The 20076-nt window shown below is 45.5% G+C and carries 12 protein-coding genes and 1 tRNA gene; 2 read left to right on the top strand and 11 right to left on the bottom strand.

Annotated features, from left to right (window positions below; genetic code table 11):
• Nucleotides 1–172 precede the first annotated feature (172 nt).
• The 11 genes from ACY0JR_RS17945 to purL form a co-directional block, all read right to left on the bottom strand.
• Nucleotides 173–1921: a RagB/SusD family nutrient uptake outer membrane protein gene (locus tag ACY0JR_RS17945; RefSeq protein ID WP_462635536.1), complete on the bottom strand. Its 1749-nt coding sequence runs from the start codon at nt 1919–1921 to the stop codon at nt 173–175.
• Between the two features lie 15 nt (nt 1922–1936).
• Nucleotides 1937–5065, bottom strand: a complete 3129-nt coding sequence (locus ACY0JR_RS17940) for a SusC/RagA family TonB-linked outer membrane protein (RefSeq protein ID WP_462635535.1) — start codon at nt 5063–5065, stop codon at nt 1937–1939.
• A gap of 16 nt (nt 5066–5081) precedes the next feature.
• Nucleotides 5082–6776, bottom strand: a complete 1695-nt coding sequence (locus tag ACY0JR_RS17935; RefSeq protein ID WP_462635534.1) for a RagB/SusD family nutrient uptake outer membrane protein — start codon at nt 6774–6776, stop codon at nt 5082–5084.
• A gap of 13 nt (nt 6777–6789) precedes the next feature.
• A complete protein-coding gene (locus ACY0JR_RS17930) occupies nt 6790–9909 on the bottom strand; it encodes a SusC/RagA family TonB-linked outer membrane protein (protein WP_462635533.1) in 3120 nt (1039 codons plus the stop codon).
• A 112-nt stretch (nt 9910–10021) separates the two neighbouring features.
• Nucleotides 10022–10402 carry a hypothetical protein gene (locus ACY0JR_RS17925; RefSeq protein ID WP_462635532.1) on the bottom strand — a complete coding sequence of 127 codons (381 nt, stop codon included), beginning with the start codon at nt 10400–10402 and terminating at the stop codon, nt 10022–10024.
• Between the two features lie 153 nt (nt 10403–10555).
• A complete protein-coding gene (locus ACY0JR_RS17920; RefSeq protein WP_462635531.1) occupies nt 10556–11170 on the bottom strand; it encodes an RNA polymerase sigma factor in 615 nt (204 codons plus the stop codon).
• Nucleotides 11171–11910: 740 nt separating this feature from the next.
• Nucleotides 11911–13122: a DUF4861 domain-containing protein gene (locus ACY0JR_RS17915; protein WP_462635530.1), complete on the bottom strand. Its 1212-nt coding sequence runs from the start codon at nt 13120–13122 to the stop codon at nt 11911–11913.
• A 72-nt stretch (nt 13123–13194) separates the two neighbouring features.
• The gene (locus ACY0JR_RS17910; protein ID WP_462635529.1) at nt 13195–14271 is read right to left on the bottom strand and encodes a LacI family DNA-binding transcriptional regulator; all 1077 of its coding nucleotides are present in this window, start codon (nt 14269–14271) and stop codon (nt 13195–13197) included.
• 69 nt (nt 14272–14340) lie between these two features.
• Nucleotides 14341–15048, bottom strand: a complete 708-nt coding sequence (locus ACY0JR_RS17905) for an NUDIX hydrolase (protein WP_462635528.1) — start codon at nt 15046–15048, stop codon at nt 14341–14343.
• 362 nt (nt 15049–15410) lie between these two features.
• Nucleotides 15411–15483 (bottom strand) — tRNA-Gln (locus ACY0JR_RS17900).
• Nucleotides 15484–15578: 95 nt separating this feature from the next.
• Nucleotides 15579–17798 carry a phosphoribosylformylglycinamidine synthase subunit PurL gene (gene purL / locus ACY0JR_RS17895; RefSeq protein WP_462635527.1) on the bottom strand — a complete coding sequence of 740 codons (2220 nt, stop codon included), beginning with the start codon at nt 17796–17798 and terminating at the stop codon, nt 15579–15581.
• Nucleotides 17799–18163: 365 nt separating this feature from the next.
• Between purL and atpD the strand changes: the two genes are divergently transcribed.
• Nucleotides 18164–19669 carry a F0F1 ATP synthase subunit beta gene (gene atpD / locus ACY0JR_RS17890; protein ID WP_462635526.1) on the top strand — a complete coding sequence of 502 codons (1506 nt, stop codon included), beginning with the start codon at nt 18164–18166 and terminating at the stop codon, nt 19667–19669.
• 158 nt (nt 19670–19827) lie between these two features.
• Nucleotides 19828–20076: an ATP synthase F1 subunit epsilon gene (gene atpC, locus ACY0JR_RS17885; protein ID WP_181306027.1), complete on the top strand. Its 249-nt coding sequence runs from the start codon at nt 19828–19830 to the stop codon at nt 20074–20076.

Raw genomic sequence — 20076 nt, 5'->3', positions numbered from 1 at the left:
TTTATAGCAATACCAGTTACTTCCGCGCCATAGATGTGAGTAAACTCAAAGACGCAAAATGGAGTTGATATTGGTAGTACTTCCTCTAAACCAAGTTTACTTTTTGGCCCAGATACAACTTTATGTTCTTCAAAAATCAACTCTTAAATCAAAGCTATTTTTCCTGTGCTTATCAGTAACCAGGGTTTTGCAGCAAATTCGGCATCTTATTAAGCTCCGTTTGAGGAACTGGGAACAGATACAATGCCGGTCTGAAAGCGTGGGTACGAATAGACAGTTGCCGGTTATAGGTATAAGTATCCCCCGCTTTCACTGTATTTGGATCACCAGATTTAACGATTCTCATCACTTGATTTTGCCTCGCTCCATTGGTGTATAGGGACTCCAAAGTTTTCCAGCGACGCAAATCCCAGAACCGATGCGACTCAAACGCCAGCTCAATTCTTCTTTCGTTATGGATGACCGTCCGCATTTCCGCTACGGTCATATTAGCTTTAAGGCCGTACAAGTTATCAGTACCTGGCTGTATTCCGGCTCTCCTGCGTAGCTCAACCAACTTAGGGTAGGCTAGAGCAGTCTGGCCGGTTTCATTAATGGCTTCAGCGTAGTTCAACAAAATCTCAGCGTAGCGCATAAGCGGCCATCCTCTTTCCGTGTTAGCATTGGAGTTTACATCGGCCATCTTCCGGCTGTAGTACCCTGTCGTAGTTCCGTTTCCAAAACCATCATTTGGAGCCTTCTCATAGGTATAAACAGGCTGCAGTCTACTTGCACTAGCTAGATACACCTCAGATCCATTGTAAATAATGGAGTAGTTGAATCTTGGGTCGCGGTTCACATAAGGGTTTGTCTCACTGTAACCCGAGGCAGGATCAGTGATGGACCTCCCGTTTGCCATAGGGAAGGCATCCACTAGGTTTTGGGTTGGCATGGTGTACCTTGCCCCTCCTCTGGTGGAAGGAAAGAAATGGCCTTCCACGTCTCTGTTTCCTGGCCGGTGTCTGGCAAAGATGTACTCATCATTTACCCGCAGCAGAAATACTTCATAAAATCCATACCCTGGTGCTGTGGTGTTGTCCTCATTTAAAGAGTACCGTCCCATGTTGATCACCTCCTCAGCCGCTTGGGCAGCCTTCTGCCAACGGGAAACTTCATACGTGGGGTAACTGACTACTTTTGCCACTTCAGGGTTTGTAGCGGTAGATCCACCATTGAACAAGGGGCTAGCCGCAAACAACAGAACTCTGGATTTAAGAGCAAGGCAAGCTCCTTTATCTGCTCTACCGTAGAATTGCTCAGCTAACGTTGCATCCAACATGCCTGCCGCTGCATCTAATTCAGAAACCATGTAGTTCACACATTCTTCATAGGTGTTACGAGGCAAATTAATCATATCTGTTCCGGCAAATACCTGGTCACCTACTATTGGAACCCCTCCATAGGCTTTCACAAGGGTATGGTAATACCAGGCACGCAAGAATCTAGCCTCACCCAACATTCTCTTCTTGGTAGAAGCACTCAAAGGTGATCTGTCAATATTCGCGATCAATAAGTTGACCCTTCTAATATTGGCATAAGGCATACCCCAGAAGTTATTGAATAAACCTGTGGTAGCATACGTAGATGGGTTGACGGTCCCCGAATAGAGCATCACCGCCGCCTGGCTGCTACCACTCAATGAATATTCAGCATCATCTGTAGGTTGGTTCAAATTTCCGTGTGAATCAAAGGAGCCGAAATTGAAGCCATACCCTACTTCATCATAGATTCTGGTTAAGAAAGCAGTAGTCCGGATACTGTCCGTAAATACCATTTCTTCAGATATAGCTCCGGTGCTCTGAGGACCAAGAAAGTCATCCCCGTTCATATCACAGGAGGTAAAAGCCGCACCCAGTAAGATCAATAAAAGTAACTTTTTCATGTCAATTCAAATTCTTTAAAATGTTACGGACAATCCCAAGTTCATAATGCGCTGTGGTGGGTAGGTGATCCTGTCTCTTCCACTTGCAATTTCAGGGTCCATCTGGTAGATATCCTTGATCTTTGACCAGGTCATTAAATTGTTACCTGTCGCATAAATTCTGATGCTCTGCAATTTTAAACGTTGCACAAAGGATTGCGGCAAGGTATAGCTGATTTCAGCAGTTCTCCAGCGAATATAGTCTCCTGGGATAAACCAGAAGGTAGATACAGTGCTACCTCTTGGTGTGCTGATGCCCATGTTTTCTGATAAAACAGGATACTGGGCATTATTCCCCAACTCGGGAGTCCAGGCATGTTGAAAGATCTCTTGCATGTTAGAACCCAAAAACTGGATATTTTCAGCTACCCCGCCCACGTTGAAGTCCTTAGATCCCTGGAACATTGATTTCACGCTAAAACCCTTGTAGCCGAAACCAAACTCAAAGGCGAAAGTAGTAGGCGGTACGTTTGCGGGATTGCCTACATAAGCTCTGTCAAAGGCATTGATCACCCCGTCGCTGTTCATATCCACGTATTTCAAATCCCCTGGTCTGGCGGTTCCAATCTCTACCCTAGGGCTATTAGCGATATCCTCAACACTTTCATAGAATGTGCCGGACCACACATAAGCAATCTGGGTGTTAATGTTGTTACCGGTACGCCGCTGATACGGGAAGGCAGCCTGGGGCTCATCTCTGAATAGAATCTTGTTATTGGCCACCGAATACATAGCGCGAAGATTGTAGGAGAAATCCTTACCTATGTTATCGCGCCAAATTACCTCAAGCTCATATCCTTTGTTCTCCACCCGCCCTAAGTTAAAAGGAGGAGAAGTCTGCCCAAATACATCTGAAACAGTTCCTTCTGAACCAGATCTATAAGTTAAAATATCATAACGTTCATTTCTGAAGTAATCAACGGTGGCAGTAAGCCTGTCTTTGGCAAACCGAAGCTCCATACCCACGTCAAATTTCTTCTCTTTCTCCCAGGTTACATCAAAGTTGGGCAGAGCCCCTTCATCAATACCACCGTAATTATTGTGCTGGGTACCAAAAGAAGCGCTTCCTTCATTGTTATATACCTGCTCATAATAGTAAGAGAAGCCGGAACCCAGTCTATCATTACCCACTAAGCCATAAGAACCTCTCACTTTCAGGAAATCAATAAACCCGATGTTGTCTTTGAAGAAGGGTTCTTCAGAGATATTCCAGCCGGCTGAAACTGCTGGGAAGAAGCCGAACCGATTGGCACTGGAGAAAAGTGGGGAGCCGTTGTAGCCAGCATTCAATTGAAAGAGGTACTTGTCTTTGTAGTCATACCCCACACGCCCTGTAAAGCCCTTGAAGCCAATAGGCTTATAATTCAAATCTCCCCTTCTGCCACCTCTTATATCACTGCTCTGGTTCATCAGAGCCAACCCATACACGTGGTGGTCTCCAAAGGTTCTGTCATAATTAAGGATTGCTTGTAGGGTAAGCACACGGGTAGTTCCGCCAGCATTGTAATCATCAAAGAAGCGCTGTAGCCGGTATGTCCTATTAGGGTAAGAAGTATAAGTGTCTGTTGTTGGATCCCATATATAAGTTGGGAAGGTGCTACGCGTCATACTACGGGTGTATCCATAGGTACTGGCATAGGAAAGCGTTCCCTTGAAGGACAGACCTTCCGTGATGAAGCCGAGCTTGTAGTTAGCGCTACCCACAAGGTTCATGTTATTTTCGTGGTTCCTGGAATAGCCTCCATAAGTGAGCCTGGCAATGATACTGTTTGGCCCTTCATACCTTCCTGGGTGCAAACCTAACCTGTAGGCAATGCTTCCATCTGGATTATAAGTTGGGTGTGCGTATGGGGACAGGGAGAGATAACTGCTATATTCATAGAAGGGATCATTATAGCCCCACTGAGTATTTGGCATTACCGGGTTGTTTATCTCTCCAATATTGCCATACAAGTCTAATCTAAGGGAAAGGTCTTTGTTGACGGCAATGTCGAGGTTGGAACGATAGTTGACTCTCCTGTGATAATAGGAGTTATTCACCCCAGATCCTTCACCGAAGTTCTTAAGCATACCTCCCTGATCTAAATACCCCATTGACACGAAATATCTTACCTTCTCAGTACCGCCTGAAACATCAAGGTTAGTTCTGGACTGCGTGGCATAGTCTTTGAATAAAACTTCTTTCCAGTTTACATCAGGATAATAGTAAGGATTGGAACCAGTCCGGAATGCTTCTACTGCTTCATCTGAAAAAGCAGGAGTGTACGTAGTCTTGTTAAATTCTGCATCGTTTTTGCGGGCTTGGTTATGCAGCAATGCACTTTCATAGGCTCCTAAAAACTCAGGAAACATAGCCGGCTGCTGCATGCTGTACTCAGTACGGACACTAATTTTTGGTTTACCTACTTCTCCTCTTCTGGTGGTCACCAACAAAACACCGTTGGCTCCTTTGATACCGTAAACGGCAGTAGTGGAAGCGTCTTTCAGGATACTGACGCTCTCAATTTCATTCGCGTCAAGCCGCGAGAACTGCTCATACGTAAACTCTATATCATCCACAATAATCAACGGCTGGTTATTCCCGTTGTAGGAACTAATACCTCTGATATAGAAATCGGCACCGTCTCCGCCGGGTCTGCCAGACTGTTGCTGAGAGAAGAAGCCCGGCATTTTACCAACCAATGAGTTCTGTAAACTCGCAGAAGGGTTCTCCCTGATGGCCTCCCCAGAGACCATGCTCACCGCCCCGGTCATGGTAACTTTTTTCTGTTCACCATACCCTACCACCACCACTTCATCTATCGCTTTCGCATCTTCCTGAAGTTGTATTGTCACGGATGTCTGACCTGCAACGCTTACTTCTCTTGTTAAATAGCCAATCATGCTTACCACCAGCGTCTGGCTATTCCCTTTTAAGGCCAGTGAGAAATTACCATTCACATCTGTCATGGTCCCATTGGTAACCTGGCCTTTTTCCACTATGGATGCGCCCGGCAAAGCACCTGATTTATCTGTGATTTTGCCATTGATGGTTTTGTTCTGGGCAATCACAGCATGACTTACAAAAAGTAAGGCAAGTATTATATTGTATAAAATTCTTTTCATAATGCTCGGTTAAAGATTACCATCCTGAATTTTGTAACAGACGCAAATTTTTAGTGACTTCATCATAAGGAAGCGGCATGTGGTACAATCTAGGCGTGAACACTAAATTGGCTACATTCTCATAGCTGTAAGAAAAGGTGTTATTGGCGTTTTTAGTGATTCTTACCCCTTGCACCGGACCATTCAGAACAGTTTCGGCATCTTTCCAACGCCGGATGTCCCAGAAGCGGTGTTCCTCAAAGGCAAGCTCCACCCTTCTTTCATTCTTGATAAGGCCTCTCATTTCGTTCTGAGTTATTCCGGCCTTTATCCCATATCTGTTATTTGCACCTGCCCTGATTCCAGCCCGCTTTCTGATAGCTATAATTTCAGTTACTGCGTCTTCCACTCTGCCTACTTCATTTAAAGCCTCGGCATTATTCAATAATATTTCAGCGTATCTGAAAATATTGTAGTTGTGACTCTGATTAGAGAAAACTGTACTGTTGGTGAAATCTGCCATGAATTTGCGCAGGTAATAACCAGTTCTGGTCTGCACTGCTATCCCCCCAGGTCTATCACGCCCCCCATCAAATGTCTCCACCGCTCGGCTAAGCCATCTAGTACCATTGTAGAAAATAGTGGCCGCAAAACGAGGATCTCTGTTTGTATAGGGATCATTTGCTTTGTAAACAGTTGCGGGATCTGTGATTGGCAAACCATTTATGTCTGTGAAAGCATTTACAAGGTTTTGGGTAGGACTAGTACGGCCGTTACTGGTTACTTGCCCTTGATAACCAACCGGAGAGTTGAGCTGCTCTAGATCAGAGGTGTTGCCGCGTTGCTTTTGCAGGATAACCTCATTATTCTTTTTAGTGGTAAAGAATCCAGAGAAAGAGGTGTTTAAGGCATAGTAATTTAGGGCTTTCAGCTCTTCTGCGGCGGCAATTACCCGGTTCCAACGGTTCGCTTCATACGTTGGGTAACCCGTTAATGCCTTTAATTCTGCATTGGTGGCTAACCCACCTCCATTAAATAATGGGCTGGCAGCATACAAAAACAACCGGCACTTCAAGGCAATAGGTGCCCCTTTTGAGATTCTGCCCCACTCCCCAGCAGGGATGGCTGTTTCCAGTCGTAAATCTGCTTTGATAGCATCACATTCGGCAGCAATGTAGTTTACTACTTCCTCAAAGGTATTACGTGGCAGTTGGAGGTCATCCTCTAGGGTGAACACCTTGTCTCCTATTAAAGGAACTCCACCGTAGCGCTTGAGCAGTTCAAAGTACAGCATTGCCCTAATAAATCTGGCTTCAGACTTCCACGGAATTCTGGATGGAGCGCTTACTGCATCTGACTTAATGTTATCTATATTGGCCAGAAAAATATTTACCCCACGTATGCCACTGTAGCTATTTCCCCAATAAGGATCTGGGTTGTTCAAAACACTTACCCTGCCGTTGGTATAGTTTTCTACCGGCATGTTGACCCTTGAAGGAATAGCGTCACCAGAAGCTGCATCCAGGAAGTCACCACTAACGCGGTTAAATCCTTCTGGCAGGTAATTGTATAAATTGAATAAAAACCATTGCGGAAGCTGACCATTTAAGTCGTTCGGATCCCACATGTAATCAGCCGTGACACGCTGTAATGGAGTAGTTTCCGGGTCCTCACATGAGCTGAAGACGCTTAGCACGGTTGCAAAAAGAGCATATCTGAATATCTTCTTCATCTTGAGTCTAATTTTAAAGCTTGATATTTACCCCCATGTTCATGACACGCTGAATTGGGTAAGTGCCAGGACCTACTTCTGGATCTCTTCTATCCAAATCTGTTTTAGTGAACAGGTTCAATCCATTTGCAAACACTCTGATGGATTGTAGTCTCACCTTTCCTGCAACGTTGGCTGGCAAGGTGTACCCCACCTCCATGTTTTTCAAGCGCATGTATTCACCTGAGCGTACCCAGAAAGAGGAAACAGCCTGGTTGTTGATATTAGAACCAATTGATAATCTGGGGTAAGTTGCCGTAGCAGCAGTCTCTGGAGTCCAACGACCCAAATGATGCTGGTATGCCTGCCCAAAGCCACCATTCTGGAACTCCCACTCATCTGGGCCGCTCAGGTACAGGTCTCTGTTCTGTACCCCTTGGATAAGGGCGCTGAAGTCAAACCCTTTGAAGTTGAAGCCCAGGTCAATTCCATAGTAGAACAAAGGCTTGGTGTTTCCGATGGCCGTTTGGTCAAACTGGTCAATAACGCCATCGCTGTTCAAGTCTCTGTACTTGATATCACCGGCTCTTGGCGCATACCCAATGATGGTTGGGCTATTCTGAGCTTCTTCGTTTGTCTGGAAAAAACCTTCGGCAATGTAACCGAACCGCTGACCAACTTGCTGCCCAGTACGACTCATCCAATCATATTGCCGGAAAACTTCATCTTGGTAGATAACTTCTGATTTCAGACTACTGGCATTTGCTGAGATGTAGTAATTGAATACACCGCCAAGGGTTTGCTGCCAGGAGAGTTGCATCTCTACTCCATTGTACCTGTTCCTTCCAATGTTCTCATTTGGATATGAATTTCCAATTAGAGCAGAGTTACGGCCTCTTTGCATCATTAGATCAGAATAGCTGTTTCTGAAATACTCTACATTAAGACTTAACTGGTCATTGAGGAAGCGGCTCTGGATTCCGAAGTTGTACTTGATGGCTTTCTCCCAGGTAATGTTGGGGTTTGCCAATTGCTGCTCCGCTAATGTTGTCTGGTTACTAGGGGAAGTACCAAAGGGGTAAGCTGCCGCATCAAAATAGTATTGGTTGAAATTGAAGTACCCAGGCTCATCCCAGCCGGTCTGGCCAACTGAACCTGACAGTTTAAGGAAACTCAACCAACCAACGTTCTTCAGGAAATCTTCCTCAGAAATATTATAGGCAAGCCCTGCTGCCGGGAAGAAACCACGTCTTGTACCTTCTGGATAGCGATTTGAGCCATTGTACCCAAAGGCTAGTTCAGCCACATATTTCTTTTTGTAATCATAGGCAACTCTCCCTGAAACACCGGAGAAAACCAAGGGAAGTGTGATTCTCTGCGCACCTGTAACGTTGTTACTGTTTCCGCTTCCCAGGCCACTTACTGAATTGTCTCTGTTTCCCAAAAGCGTAGCATTAACGCCATGATTCCCAAACTGGCGTTCATAGCCTAGCGCAAGTTCAAAATAATTCTGTCTTCCCTGATAATCAATAAAGGTGTTGTTTACCTGGTTACCTGGGTTACCATAGCGCTGGTAACGCTCCTGTGCGGTGCCCAGATTAAAGCCTTCATATACAACAAATGGCCGCCAGCGGTCATGGGTTTCAGAAAGGGTAGAACTGAAAGACGCCGTACCTCTGATCCACATACCTTTTACCACATCATCCAGGTCTCTTCTCAGGTAGAAGTCAGACAAGATATCGCGCTTGTAGTTTTGGTAGTTTCCGTTGTAAAGTACCTGCGCCAGAATGTTGTTCTGGAATTGCTGGTTACCCGCCAAGGTCCCGTTAGGATTGTACACCGGGTACGCAAGACTCGGCGTGTTTAGGATGGAGCCGAAAATGCCGTTAGTTCTCAAACTGATACCACCGCCCGCCGGTTCATTGCCATCCATGATACGGCCCAGCAAATAAATACCCGCCGACAACCTATCTGTGATATTAATGTCTACGTTTGACCTGATGACATAGCTTTTCAGGTAGTTGTTAGTCTCATAATCATTTGAGTCTGGGGCAGACTTAAAGATACCGGTTTGGTTAAAATGCTCTAGAGCCACAAAATACTTGGCCGTCTTGCCTCCTCCGCTCACATTCAAGGTGTACCGATCAAATCTGGAAGATTTTCTCATTACCTCTTTTTGCCAGTTCACATTAGGGTACAGGTAAGGATTAGAGCCGGTGCGGTATCCTTCCAGTTGCTCTGGAGTATAGGTAGGGGCTAAACCGTCGTTCTGCCTTGCTTCGTTATAGAGCCTGGCATAATCATAGGAGCCCAGGGTTTGGGCCATTTTCAAGGGCTGCTGGATAGCTGTTTGGGCTGTAAAGGAAATGCGCTGCTTTCCTTCAAAACCTTTGCGGGTTGTAATAAGAAGTGCCCCGTTGGAACTTCTCACCCCCAGCATGGCGGTAGAAAGGGCATCTTTTAATACCGTCACAGATTCAATCTCTTCTAAATCAAAGACGGTAAGGTTACGCGGAATACCATCAATGATTACCAATGGATCTTGTCCTCTTAGGGAAGTGCTAACGGCATCTGCACCTGGCATACCTGAACTTTGCACTGTGTAAAGACCTGCTAAACGACCGGTTAAAGCATTTCTAACACTTGTCACGTTAGACTTCACCAAATCATCTGTGTACACTACATCTGTTGATGTGGCCGTTAGCCGTGGATCTGTCTTTATGTTATTCAACAGATTAACACTAAGACGATCATTTACGCCTGGGGCTTTTGAACTTACTACAACCGTAGGGGTTAGGTCTGACTTCAAAGTATGCTGCGCAATGATATTGCCCCCTAGTTTAAAAACTAGTACATCATCTTTGGCTGCATTGACTTTAAACACCCCCATGTTATCTGTTATAACAGTGGAGGTTTTATCTTTCACGCTTACCTCAGCCCCAATAATCGGTTTCTCGTTTGTATCCAGCAACAAACCAACTATCACTCCTGAACCTGTCGTGTCCTGCTGAATGAGGGAAGGGAATGTAAAGCAAAGGTTTGCACCGGCTGCTACTCCGTTTTTGCCTGCCAGACAAACTAGAAGCAACAAGAAGTATCTCCACAGAGAGCTCTTGAAAATCTTAGTTTTTTTTAACTGTAAGAGTATTTTCATATAGTATTGGTTTATTTTAATTCATGCAGATTAGAAACGGGTTACTTCATGCCTTCTCATAACAGCTTGTGTTCCTTCAAGCCAATATTTAAAATTTGGGCTTTGATCTACTCTAAGAAAGCAACAGGCCTAAATAAAGTGTTAACACAAAAATTGCACAATCAAGCGCCTGAGGGGGATTCAAGGCAAGGGTGACTGTTAAACCAGAGTTTGAACTGTTCAGATCAGAGGCAGTTATCTTGTTTTTTGACTCTTGGATCTTTGCCCAAATTGAAGCTACTCTTTCACTTGGAAGTCGGTATTTTTCGGCATTTAACTGGAGCACTCTTTCCCTTGCCTTCTCTATAGCTTCTATTTTGCTTGGGTTCCTTTTTATGAACTCCTTCCAGATAGATCCATTTACTTTATCCTCTCCCAGTACCCACTTCCAAAAGAAAATGTCCTCTACAAAGTCATCTGATGAGTAGTCCAGATATTTATGAAACTTGTCCATCTTTCATTTCTCCTTTGATATGCCCACAGAGAGACTAATCAAATAAAGATTGGACAGGAACTTCTAAATATTTCATGAAATATTAAAAACCAGATAAACGAACGCATCCCTATAATTCATCTGGCCTATAATGAATACTTATGTTATGCTTTATTAAACCACATTTAAATTCTTTACATTTTTCTTGAGAACCACCAACCCTCTGCTTACCAGTTTGTAAACATTGTCAATACTTATGTTCATCACTGAGGCTATCTCCTGAAAATTAAGGTTCTTATAAAATTTCAGAAGTATGGCTTTTCTTTGATTAGCTGATAATAACAGTAAGCCTTGCTTTAAGGACGCTTTCTGCTGGGCTCTACTCTGGGTATAGACAATCAAATCCTCTATTGAATTATTCACTTCAGAACTCATTCTCTCCATGTCTGTGAAGTTTTCACAAGTCATTTCTTTTCTCTTTTGCGATTCCTTGTGTATTCTTCTCTTAATGGAGGCGTAGAGGTAGAATCTTACTGAGTTTGGCACTGACAGATTGGCTCTATTTTTCCAAAGGTCCAGGAACAGGCCATGAATGCAATCTTCCAGCAAAGCTTCATCTTCTGAGTACTTGCGGCCATAGTTATAAATCACCTGCACATACCGCTCATAAAGGGTAGCAAAAGCTTCTTCATCTCCTAACTGGAAACGTTTCCAGACTAATTCATCATTTGCAATTTTGCAAATGCCTGTCATCAGAACACTTTCAGAAGAGATAGAAGCTAACTGCATAGGTTTTATAAGTCTGCTGTTTATGGAAACGATTCCAGAAAATCAGTAAAAACTAGCAATAGCTTACATCACTACTGCTAAACACTAATACTCTTAAGGATTTGATATAAAACTAATAGTTTTTTAACATTCATGCAATAGATGTATAAAAAACACTTATATTTTTTTCGAACCTACCCGATAAGCGCTCCCATACTCATTCCATAAAATGTTTGTTTAATACAATACAGCCCTATAATGGCACTAAAAGCCATTTTGTAGAATTAGCAATATGAAATGGATATTATTATAATATTTTAAAAATAACACACTTCCTCCTTCCACAGGTGCTCTACTGCTTAGTTCGCAAAGGTTGATATGAGTACGACAAGGCTTCACAAGACAAATAAGACTCAGAGCTGTTTACAAATCAGTATTGGAGTCAATATGATCCTTTCTCAAGTATTAACACCCTTCAGTCTGGCTTCCCCAGCTAACCTTTGCGAAATCTCGAAACATAGAAGCACCAGGCCTGCTTACGTGGTAAGCTGCAAGGTTTTAATCTGCCCTAGTTTGAAACCAAAAACCAAACACATACGAGTTCTCTTGCTCCTTGCTTAAAGCAGCACTCTACAGCCTTTCTTGCTAGTTCATAAATAGAGACCCCTCCCGTTTCAGGGCTGTTTTTTCTTAAACAGCCCTGAAACGGGAGGGGTCAAAAAGTAGTAAAGCTTTCGTACTTTCTAAGTTACTTCGCAAAGTTAGAACGAAACTTCCAAGGGTGATGCCAGTCGTTTGGCAAATGTGGCGAGATACTGGTCCCACTCCTGGGCGGTTTTGAACTGTCCGCTCTTCACCCATCCAAAACCAGCATAATACACCAGTTTATCGCTTTTAGGGGTAGCCATCACATACAGGTGACTCATATCCCTGGCTTGCGTCCGGTAGTCTTTAAAACTCTGTACCGAAGACGGATTCACGACAATACCCGTTCCCAACTGTGACTTGTCCATTGGTTCCCAGTACCGGAACCAACCGGCTTGCAGGTTGCCTTTCACCTCGCCTTTTTTATCATGCAGGGTAATCCCGATGGTTACGTTTGGCAACGGCTGATCACTTTTAACTTCTACTTCATAGCGGGTCATGTTACTACCTAGATCCAGGCTTATTAGCTTTTTTTCTGTCACCGTTCTTCCGTTAGCTTGCCAAGGCGCGTAAGTAAGTTCAAACAGCGTTCTGATAGGACCTTCCGCTATCTTCCTGTAACTGATAAAGTTTTTGGAAACATACAGAGTATCATTTTCCCATACCCCTATTCCGCCAAGGCCACGGCTGGGACCAACGTGATAAGGATCATAACCTTCACCCCTATCATTATGGTAATAGTTTGGATCCTTCAGATAGCCTTTGTACCAAGCATCAATGATGGAGTAATTCACACGCTTGAGCCAAGCATCCATTCCGCTGGTAAGCGTACCGCCGGGTATGTTCTGCTCAACCATTTGCTGGGCTACAGGACCATACGTACGAAATGCTACCAGATCATTTTCCCAGGTATAATCATCGGTGCGCTCAGGCACGAAGCGGGAGTATGTTCTTAGCTCACTCTTTGGTCTATTGGCAGCGCCATCCTTAGCACCTTGTACATAGAATTTCTTCTTTGCTCTGGCTTTGATATCGGTTTGGAAGAGGATCTCATCAATACTTCCATCCATGTCTTTGTCAATAGTCTGACTTACCAGCACCTCTTCTGATTGGCCATCCCTGATCAGGAGATTTTCCGCCCCAAACTCCTTTACCAGTGTTTTTACCGCAGAAACCGGGATAGTGACGGTCTCAGCTGTTCGGTCAATGTCAAGCCTGTTTTTAACCGTGATGCTTTCGGCTCCAGGAGCTTGCACACAGGAACCCGTCAGGACTGTTACTATCAGAAGCCCTGCCCAAGATGTTTTATTTTTTAATGTAAACTTCATCATTCAGTTTAATGGTGATTGCTTAATATAACTTTCTTTTGCTAACCGTACCGAGCGGCACTCTCCACTGTGTTAAAACCGCAATTGCTTTTCTGGGGAAACAGATGAAGAACTTTCTTCCTTAGTTAGAAGTTGGGTTGATTTTCTGATAATCAAATCTACTGGGGTAGTCAACGAAATGGTTTCCTCAGGCTTGATCTTCTGCTGAATAATGTCCATCATCAAAACCGCTACTTTTTCTCCCACCAGATGCGGGTGTTGCTCTACAGAGGTAATGTCTGGGTCAATGATCTCTGAACGCGGGTCATTGGAATAGCCAGCAATTTTTAAATCAGAAGGTATATTCAACCCCATTTCTTTTGTGTACTGCACCACAGTGATAGCAGCAGTGTCATTACAGGCAAAAACGGCATCTGGGTATGTGTCCTTTGAGAAAAGCGACTTGCAGTCTTCCAGGGTGTTTTCCTTGGTCAGTTCATGGAAGGAAAGCAGGCTCTCCTCTACCCGAATGCCATATTCTTTCATTGCATCCAGGTAGCCAGAGAATCTGTCCCTGTAAATGCTACACGTTAGTGGCCCCCCAATATGGGCTATTTTCCGGCAGCCTTGCTCTAAAAGATGCTTGGTGGTTTTATATCCTCCATAGTAATCATCTCCCTGCAGTTTATGCGCTTTGTAGTTCAATGGCACCCTGTCAAAGAAGACCAGCGGGGTATTCGCGTTGGTGAAGACATCAAAATGGGAGAAATCTTCTGTATGCAGGGTAGTAGAAACAATCAATCCTTCCACCCTCGCCGCATACATGGCATTGACCAGTTCTTTTTCCTGTTTCACCGAGTCATTGGATTGGCATACCATAAGGTTGTAATCAAACTCCTGCAGTTTGTTCTGGACAGACGTAATCACGGATGAGATAAAGTACATGGATACTCTTGGAACAAGCAACCCAATAATATTGGATTTGCTGTTTCGCAGGCTCGCCGCCAAAGCATTGTGCCTGTAATTCAGTTTCTCTACCGCCTCTCTTACCCGTCTCTTGGTTTCCTCACTTTGGTGCGGGTGATCGTTTAACGCCCTTGAAACGGAAGAAATGGATAACCCAAGCTCAGCGGCTATATCCTTTATAGTGAATTCAGGGCGTTTTTTCATTTATCAATTAAAACTGCAGCGTTATTGAGTATAGTTTGAAATTATATAGAGATTATTTACGGGACCTGCTTACAAGAGCAACTTCTCTGGTTTTGGAATGAAGCTGAGAAAGGCGTGCATGCTCTCTCCATATTTTTCTTTATTTATTTCATAATAATACGCTCCCTTTCTTGAACCATCTTTGTCTTTTTCCTCCTTCTTCACCAACAAACCCGTTGACAGCACCTTTCGGCTTAAGTTCCGCTTGTCAAAGGTTGTTTCGTACAAGCCCTCAAAGAGGGTCTGCAGTTGGGGAAACGTAAATTTCTCAGGAAGCAACTCAAACAAGATAGGGTGTAATGCTGCCTTGTACCGGAGGCTCTTCATGGCGGCCTCTACCATGAGTGCGTGGTCAAAGATAAGTTGCGGAATGTCCTTTAGAAGAAACCACTCTGCGTAATAGTCGGCACTCAGTTGTGTTTCGTATTTCTGGATATCAATCAAGGCAAAATAAGGCACGCCAATGGTTCTTTCCACCGGGTCACGGTTGGGCTCACTGAATGCACTAATCTGTTCCAGATAAACACCTTCCAGTCCGGTTAGTTCTTTCAGGATGCGTTTAGCTCCTAGATCCAGACTTTCGTCTGCCCGTATAAAACCGCCCATTAAACTCCACTTCTGTTGCTGCGGCGCAAATCCACGCCTGATGAGGAGCAGCCGGAAACTTTCACCGTCAAACCCGAAGATGACACAATCTACCGCTACCAGAATTCTTTTCTGCCCAGAATACTTTAACATCTTCCTATTTTCTTTGATGGGGAACTTCCATTCCTGTACACCTTCATGAGAGCAGATTTCTTTGACAAATAGACAAACATGTCTAGAAAATTATGATGCATACAAGCAAAGCTTGTGGAAGAACTATTCTCCTCTTCTTAAAACGGAATATCAAGAAGACAAACAAGCATTGTGAAAGCTTGGGTCATACTTGGAAGAAAAAGGAAAAGCAAGAAAGGTTTACCTCTAAATGTAGGGATATTGAATTGGGGAAATGACAGGAAAGTGTTACGCCAGCAGCAACCCTGAATGCTGCGCACTTTAAGAACTTGCCAAGCGGGCATAAAAAAAGCCTCTCAGATTTCTCTAAGAGGCTTTCTAGGTTGTCCGACCAGGTTTCGAACCTGGACTCTTCTGAACCAAAATCAGACGTGTTGCCAGTTACACCATCGGACAATCTCCGCTGACAACTAGTTGTTGTCGTTTGGTGTTGCAAAGGTAGAAAAGAATTCTTTCAGCGCAATACACCAGGCGAAAAAATTTTCAAAAATTTATTCCATAATCCGCTCCAGCGCGGTGTCATAGCTGTTTTTGATGACTTGTATGGCATGAAACGTCTCGCCGTCAATTTCGCAGTAGCGGGCGGTTACCTCACCAATTTTTTTGAAAGTCAGGCCGTTACCGGATACTTGTTTCTCGAAGGCTTCCTGTTGCGCCGGTGAAACGCTCACGACCACACGGCCTTGGCTCTCGCCAAATAAATATGCGTCTTTGCGGAAGTTTCTATCGGTAGAGATAGAAAAACCTAGTTCATTCGGCATAGCCGACTCCAATAACGTGATGTACAACCCGCCATCGGCGCAGTCATGGGCCGACTGGATGAGTTTACCTTCAATCAGGGTTTTCACAGTTTTCTGCAGAAGCAGCTCTTTCTCCATGTCAAAGGCCGGGGCCGGAGACAGTTTCACGCCGTGGTACGAGTACAGGTATTCGCTGGACGCGATGTCATTGGCGGGATCACCTAATAAATAGATAGCGTCACCTTCCTGCTGGAAAGCCAGGGTCATGGTGTTGGCTTTGTCTTCCAGAATACCCAGCATGCCAATTGTTGGTGTAGGGAACACCGGTCCTTCGTCTGAAGACTGGTTATAGAAACTCACGTTTCCGCCGGTTACGGGCGTCCCGAAGGCCGTACACGCTTTGCCCATGCCTTTGATGGCACCCACAAATTGCCAATACACTTCCGGCACGTACGGGTTCCCGAAGTTGAGGCAGTTGGTGATAGCCACCGGCTCGCCTCCGGAGCAGACAATGTTACGGGCAGCTTCGGCTACGGCAATAGCAGTACCTTCCTCCGGATCTGCGTTTACGTAGCGGCTGTTGCAGTCCACAGTGATGGCGATGGCCTTGTCAGAACCTTTCACCTTCACAATACCGGCATCGGCGGGACGGTTAGTGGTTAAGGTGGCTGTACCAATCATGGAGTCGTACTGCTTGTACACCCAGCGCTTAGAGGCGATGTTCGGGTGCGTGGCAAGGAACTCGGCTACGGCTTTATAATCTTCGGGCTCTTGAACAGAGTCAATGGTGAATTTCTGGGCCTCTGCAAAATAAGCGGGCTCACGGTACTCGCGGTGATACACCGGAGCGCCGCCACCTAGTACTAAGTCTTCGGCAGGAACATCGGCTACCAGCTCGCCTTTCACGTAGTAGCGCAGGCGTTTGGTGTCGGTTACTTCGCCAATCTGGGCGCAGGACATATCCCACTTGTCGCAGATCTGGTAGATGAGGTCTTCAGAACCTTTCTCCATCACCACCAGCATGCGCTCCTGACTTTCGGATAAAAGGATTTCGAACGGCTGCATGTTAGCTTGGCGCATGGGTACTTTTTCCAGCCAAATTTCCATGCCGCTTTCGCCTTTGGCGCTCATCTCTGAGGTAGAGCAGGTGATACCGGCGGCACCCATATCTTGCATTCCCACCACCTTGTTTGTAGCCAGAATCTCCAGAGTAGCCTCTAAAAGCAACTTCTCCTGGAACGGGTCACCCACCTGTACACTTGGCAAGTCGTTCACAGAATCTTCGGTAATATCTTTTGATGCGAAAGCCGCGCCGTGGATACCGTCTTTACCAGTGGCCGAGCCGATGATGAATACTGGGTTTCCTACGCCGTGCGACGTGGCACTGGCGGTTTTCCCTACTTCCACAATACCCGCTGAGAAGGCATTAACCAAAGGGTTCACGTTGTAGCAGTCATCAAAGAACAACTCGCCACCCACGGTCGGGATTCCGAAGGCATTGCCGTAGTCCCCGATTCCTTTTACTACGCCTCTTAACAGGCGCTTGGTTTTATCTGAGTTCGGGTTCCCGAAACGCAATGAATTCAGCTGCGCGATAGGTCGGGCACCCATGGTGAAGATATCACGGTTTATCCCGCCCACACCGGTGGCCGCGCCTTGGTAAGGCTCCAGCGCCGAGGGGTGGTTATGGGACTCTATCTTAAAGGAGCAAGCCAAACCACCGCCAATGTCTACCAGACCAGCGTTCTCCTCCCCGGCTTTCGCCAGCATACGAGGCGAATCTTTGGGCAAAGTCTTCAGCCAAACAATAGAGTTTTTGTAAGAACAGTGCTCAGACCACATCACCGAGAAGATACTCAGCTCAGTGAAGTTGGGCGTGCGGCCCAGAATTTCTTTAATGCGATCGAACTCTTCAGGTAAAAGGCCCAGTTTCTGGGCGGTATCTACAGTAGTCAGGGTCTGGGTTTCCAAGACGGATATGGATTTGGTAAGACAGGGCAAAAATAAAGATTTCTTTTAGAAGCAGCGGCCCTCTTTTAAGATGATTTTAGGCCTTCATTCCAGAAAACACCTGTAAAACGAAGATTCTATGCTTCTATTTCCACCTTTACCTCCTCAAGAAAGCAACCATGCCGTTTTCTGGTTTTAGGCAGATTCTTAGAAAACCGACCTAAAAACGACCCTAAGCAAACAATTAGCGCTTCAACTTCGTCACCTTACAAGGCAGAATTACCCGTGAAACTTTTTACATACTTCTATGGAAATGAGGGAAGAAAGCCCTATTTTTGCAGCCTGAAAGAAGTGAGTATCTATCTAAATAATTATAAACCAACCAAATGGCGAATATTGGCAGAATTACCCAAGTGATCGGTCCGGTAGTGGACGTTAGCTTCTCGGGTGAGAATTCTAAGTTGCCCAACATCATGGATGCCCTGGTAGTGACGAAGGCGAACGGTGCCCGTGTGGTACTGGAAACCCAGCAGCACTTAGGCGAAGACCGGGTACGTACCATTGCGATGGACGCAACCGAGGGCTTGACCCGTGGCATGGAAGTAACTGACCTTGCGGCTCCTATTTCAATGCCTACCGGCGATAACGTGCTAGGCCGTCTGTTCAACGTAATTGGCGATGCTATTGACGGTATTCCGCAGCCTGCCAGTTTGGTAGACCTGCCTATTCACCGCAATGCGCCTAAATTTGAAGATCTTTCTACCTCTTCTGAGGTATTATATACCGGTATCAAAGTAATTGACCTGATTGAGCCTTACTCTAAAGGAGGTAAAATTGGTTTGTTTGGGGGTGCCGGAGTAGGTAAAACCGTATTGATCCAGGAGTTGATCAACAACATCGCCAAAGGCCACGGTGGTCTTTCTGTATTTGCCGGTGTTGGTGAGCGTACCCGTGAAGGAAATGACTTGCTGCGTGAGATGATTGAGTCTGGCATCGTGAAATACGGTGACGAGTTCATGGAATCTATGGAGCACGGCGGATGGGATCTTTCCAAAGTGGATGCTGAGGCGTTGAAAGACTCTAAAGCAACCTTCGTGTTCGGTCAGATGAACGAGCCGCCAGGGGCCCGCGCCCGCGTAGCCTTGTCTGGTTTGACCATTGCCGAGTCTTTCCGCGACGGCGACGGTACAGGTTCTGGCCGTGACATCCTTTTCTTCATTGACAACATCTTCCGTTTCACCCAGGCAGGTTCTGAGGTATCGGCCCTTTTAGGTCGTATGCCATCTGCGGTAGGTTACCAGCCAACCCTGGCTACGGAAATGGGTGCCATGCAAGAGCGTATCACGTCTACTAAGCGTGGTTCCATCACTTCTGTACAGGCCGTTTACGTACCTGCAGATGACTTGACTGACCCGGCTCCAGCGACAACCTTCGCTCACTTGGATGCTACCACTGTACTTTCCCGTAAAATCTCTGAGCTGGGTATCTACCCTGCGGTAGACCCGCTGGATTCTACGTCCCGTATCTTGACGGCCGATGTAGTAGGCGATGAGCACTACAACACCGCCCAGCGCGTGAAAGAGATTCTGCAGCGTTACAAAGAATTGCAAGACATCATCGCTATCTTGGGTATGGACGAATTATCTGAAGAAGATAAATTAGTGGTACACAGAGCGCGCCGGGTACAGCGTTTCTTGTCTCAGCCATTCCACGTAGCCGAGCAGTTCACCGGCTTAAAAGGTGTATTGGTGGACATCAAAGACACCATCCGTGGCTTCAACGAAATCATGGACGGTTTGCATGACAACCTGCCTGAGGCAGCCTTCAACCTGGTAGGTACCATTGAAGACGCCGTTGCCAAAGGTCAGAAAATGATGGCCGAAGCAAAGTAAACTTTGAGTTCTGAGTCTTGAGTTCTGAGTCTGTAAAAGATCCTGGCTCAGAGTTTAAGACTCAGAATATTATTAGGTTTTATTCCTTCTAAGTCCAAATTCTGAGTTTATCAAAAGATGACTCATGACTCAAGACTCAGAACTCAGAACTCATAGCAATGTATTTAGAAATCATCACCCCAGATAAAAGAGTATTTGAAGGCGACGTTACCTCGGTGAAGTTTCCGGGCATCAATGGTGGGTTTGAAGTGTTGAACAACCACGCCGCCCTCATCAGTGCCCTGGCCAACGGACCGGTACGCATCACGCCTGCCACCGGTGCTCAACTGGTGTTCCAGATTGACGGGGGAGTGGTGGAAGTTCTGGACAACAAAATCATTGTCCTGGCCGAAGCTGTCATCGCCTAG

The sequence above is a fragment of the Rufibacter sp. JT3400010 genome (assembly GCF_054956755.1).
The sequence above is the reverse complement of the archived record's forward strand: the minus strand, read 5'-3'. Positions and strand labels throughout refer to the sequence as shown.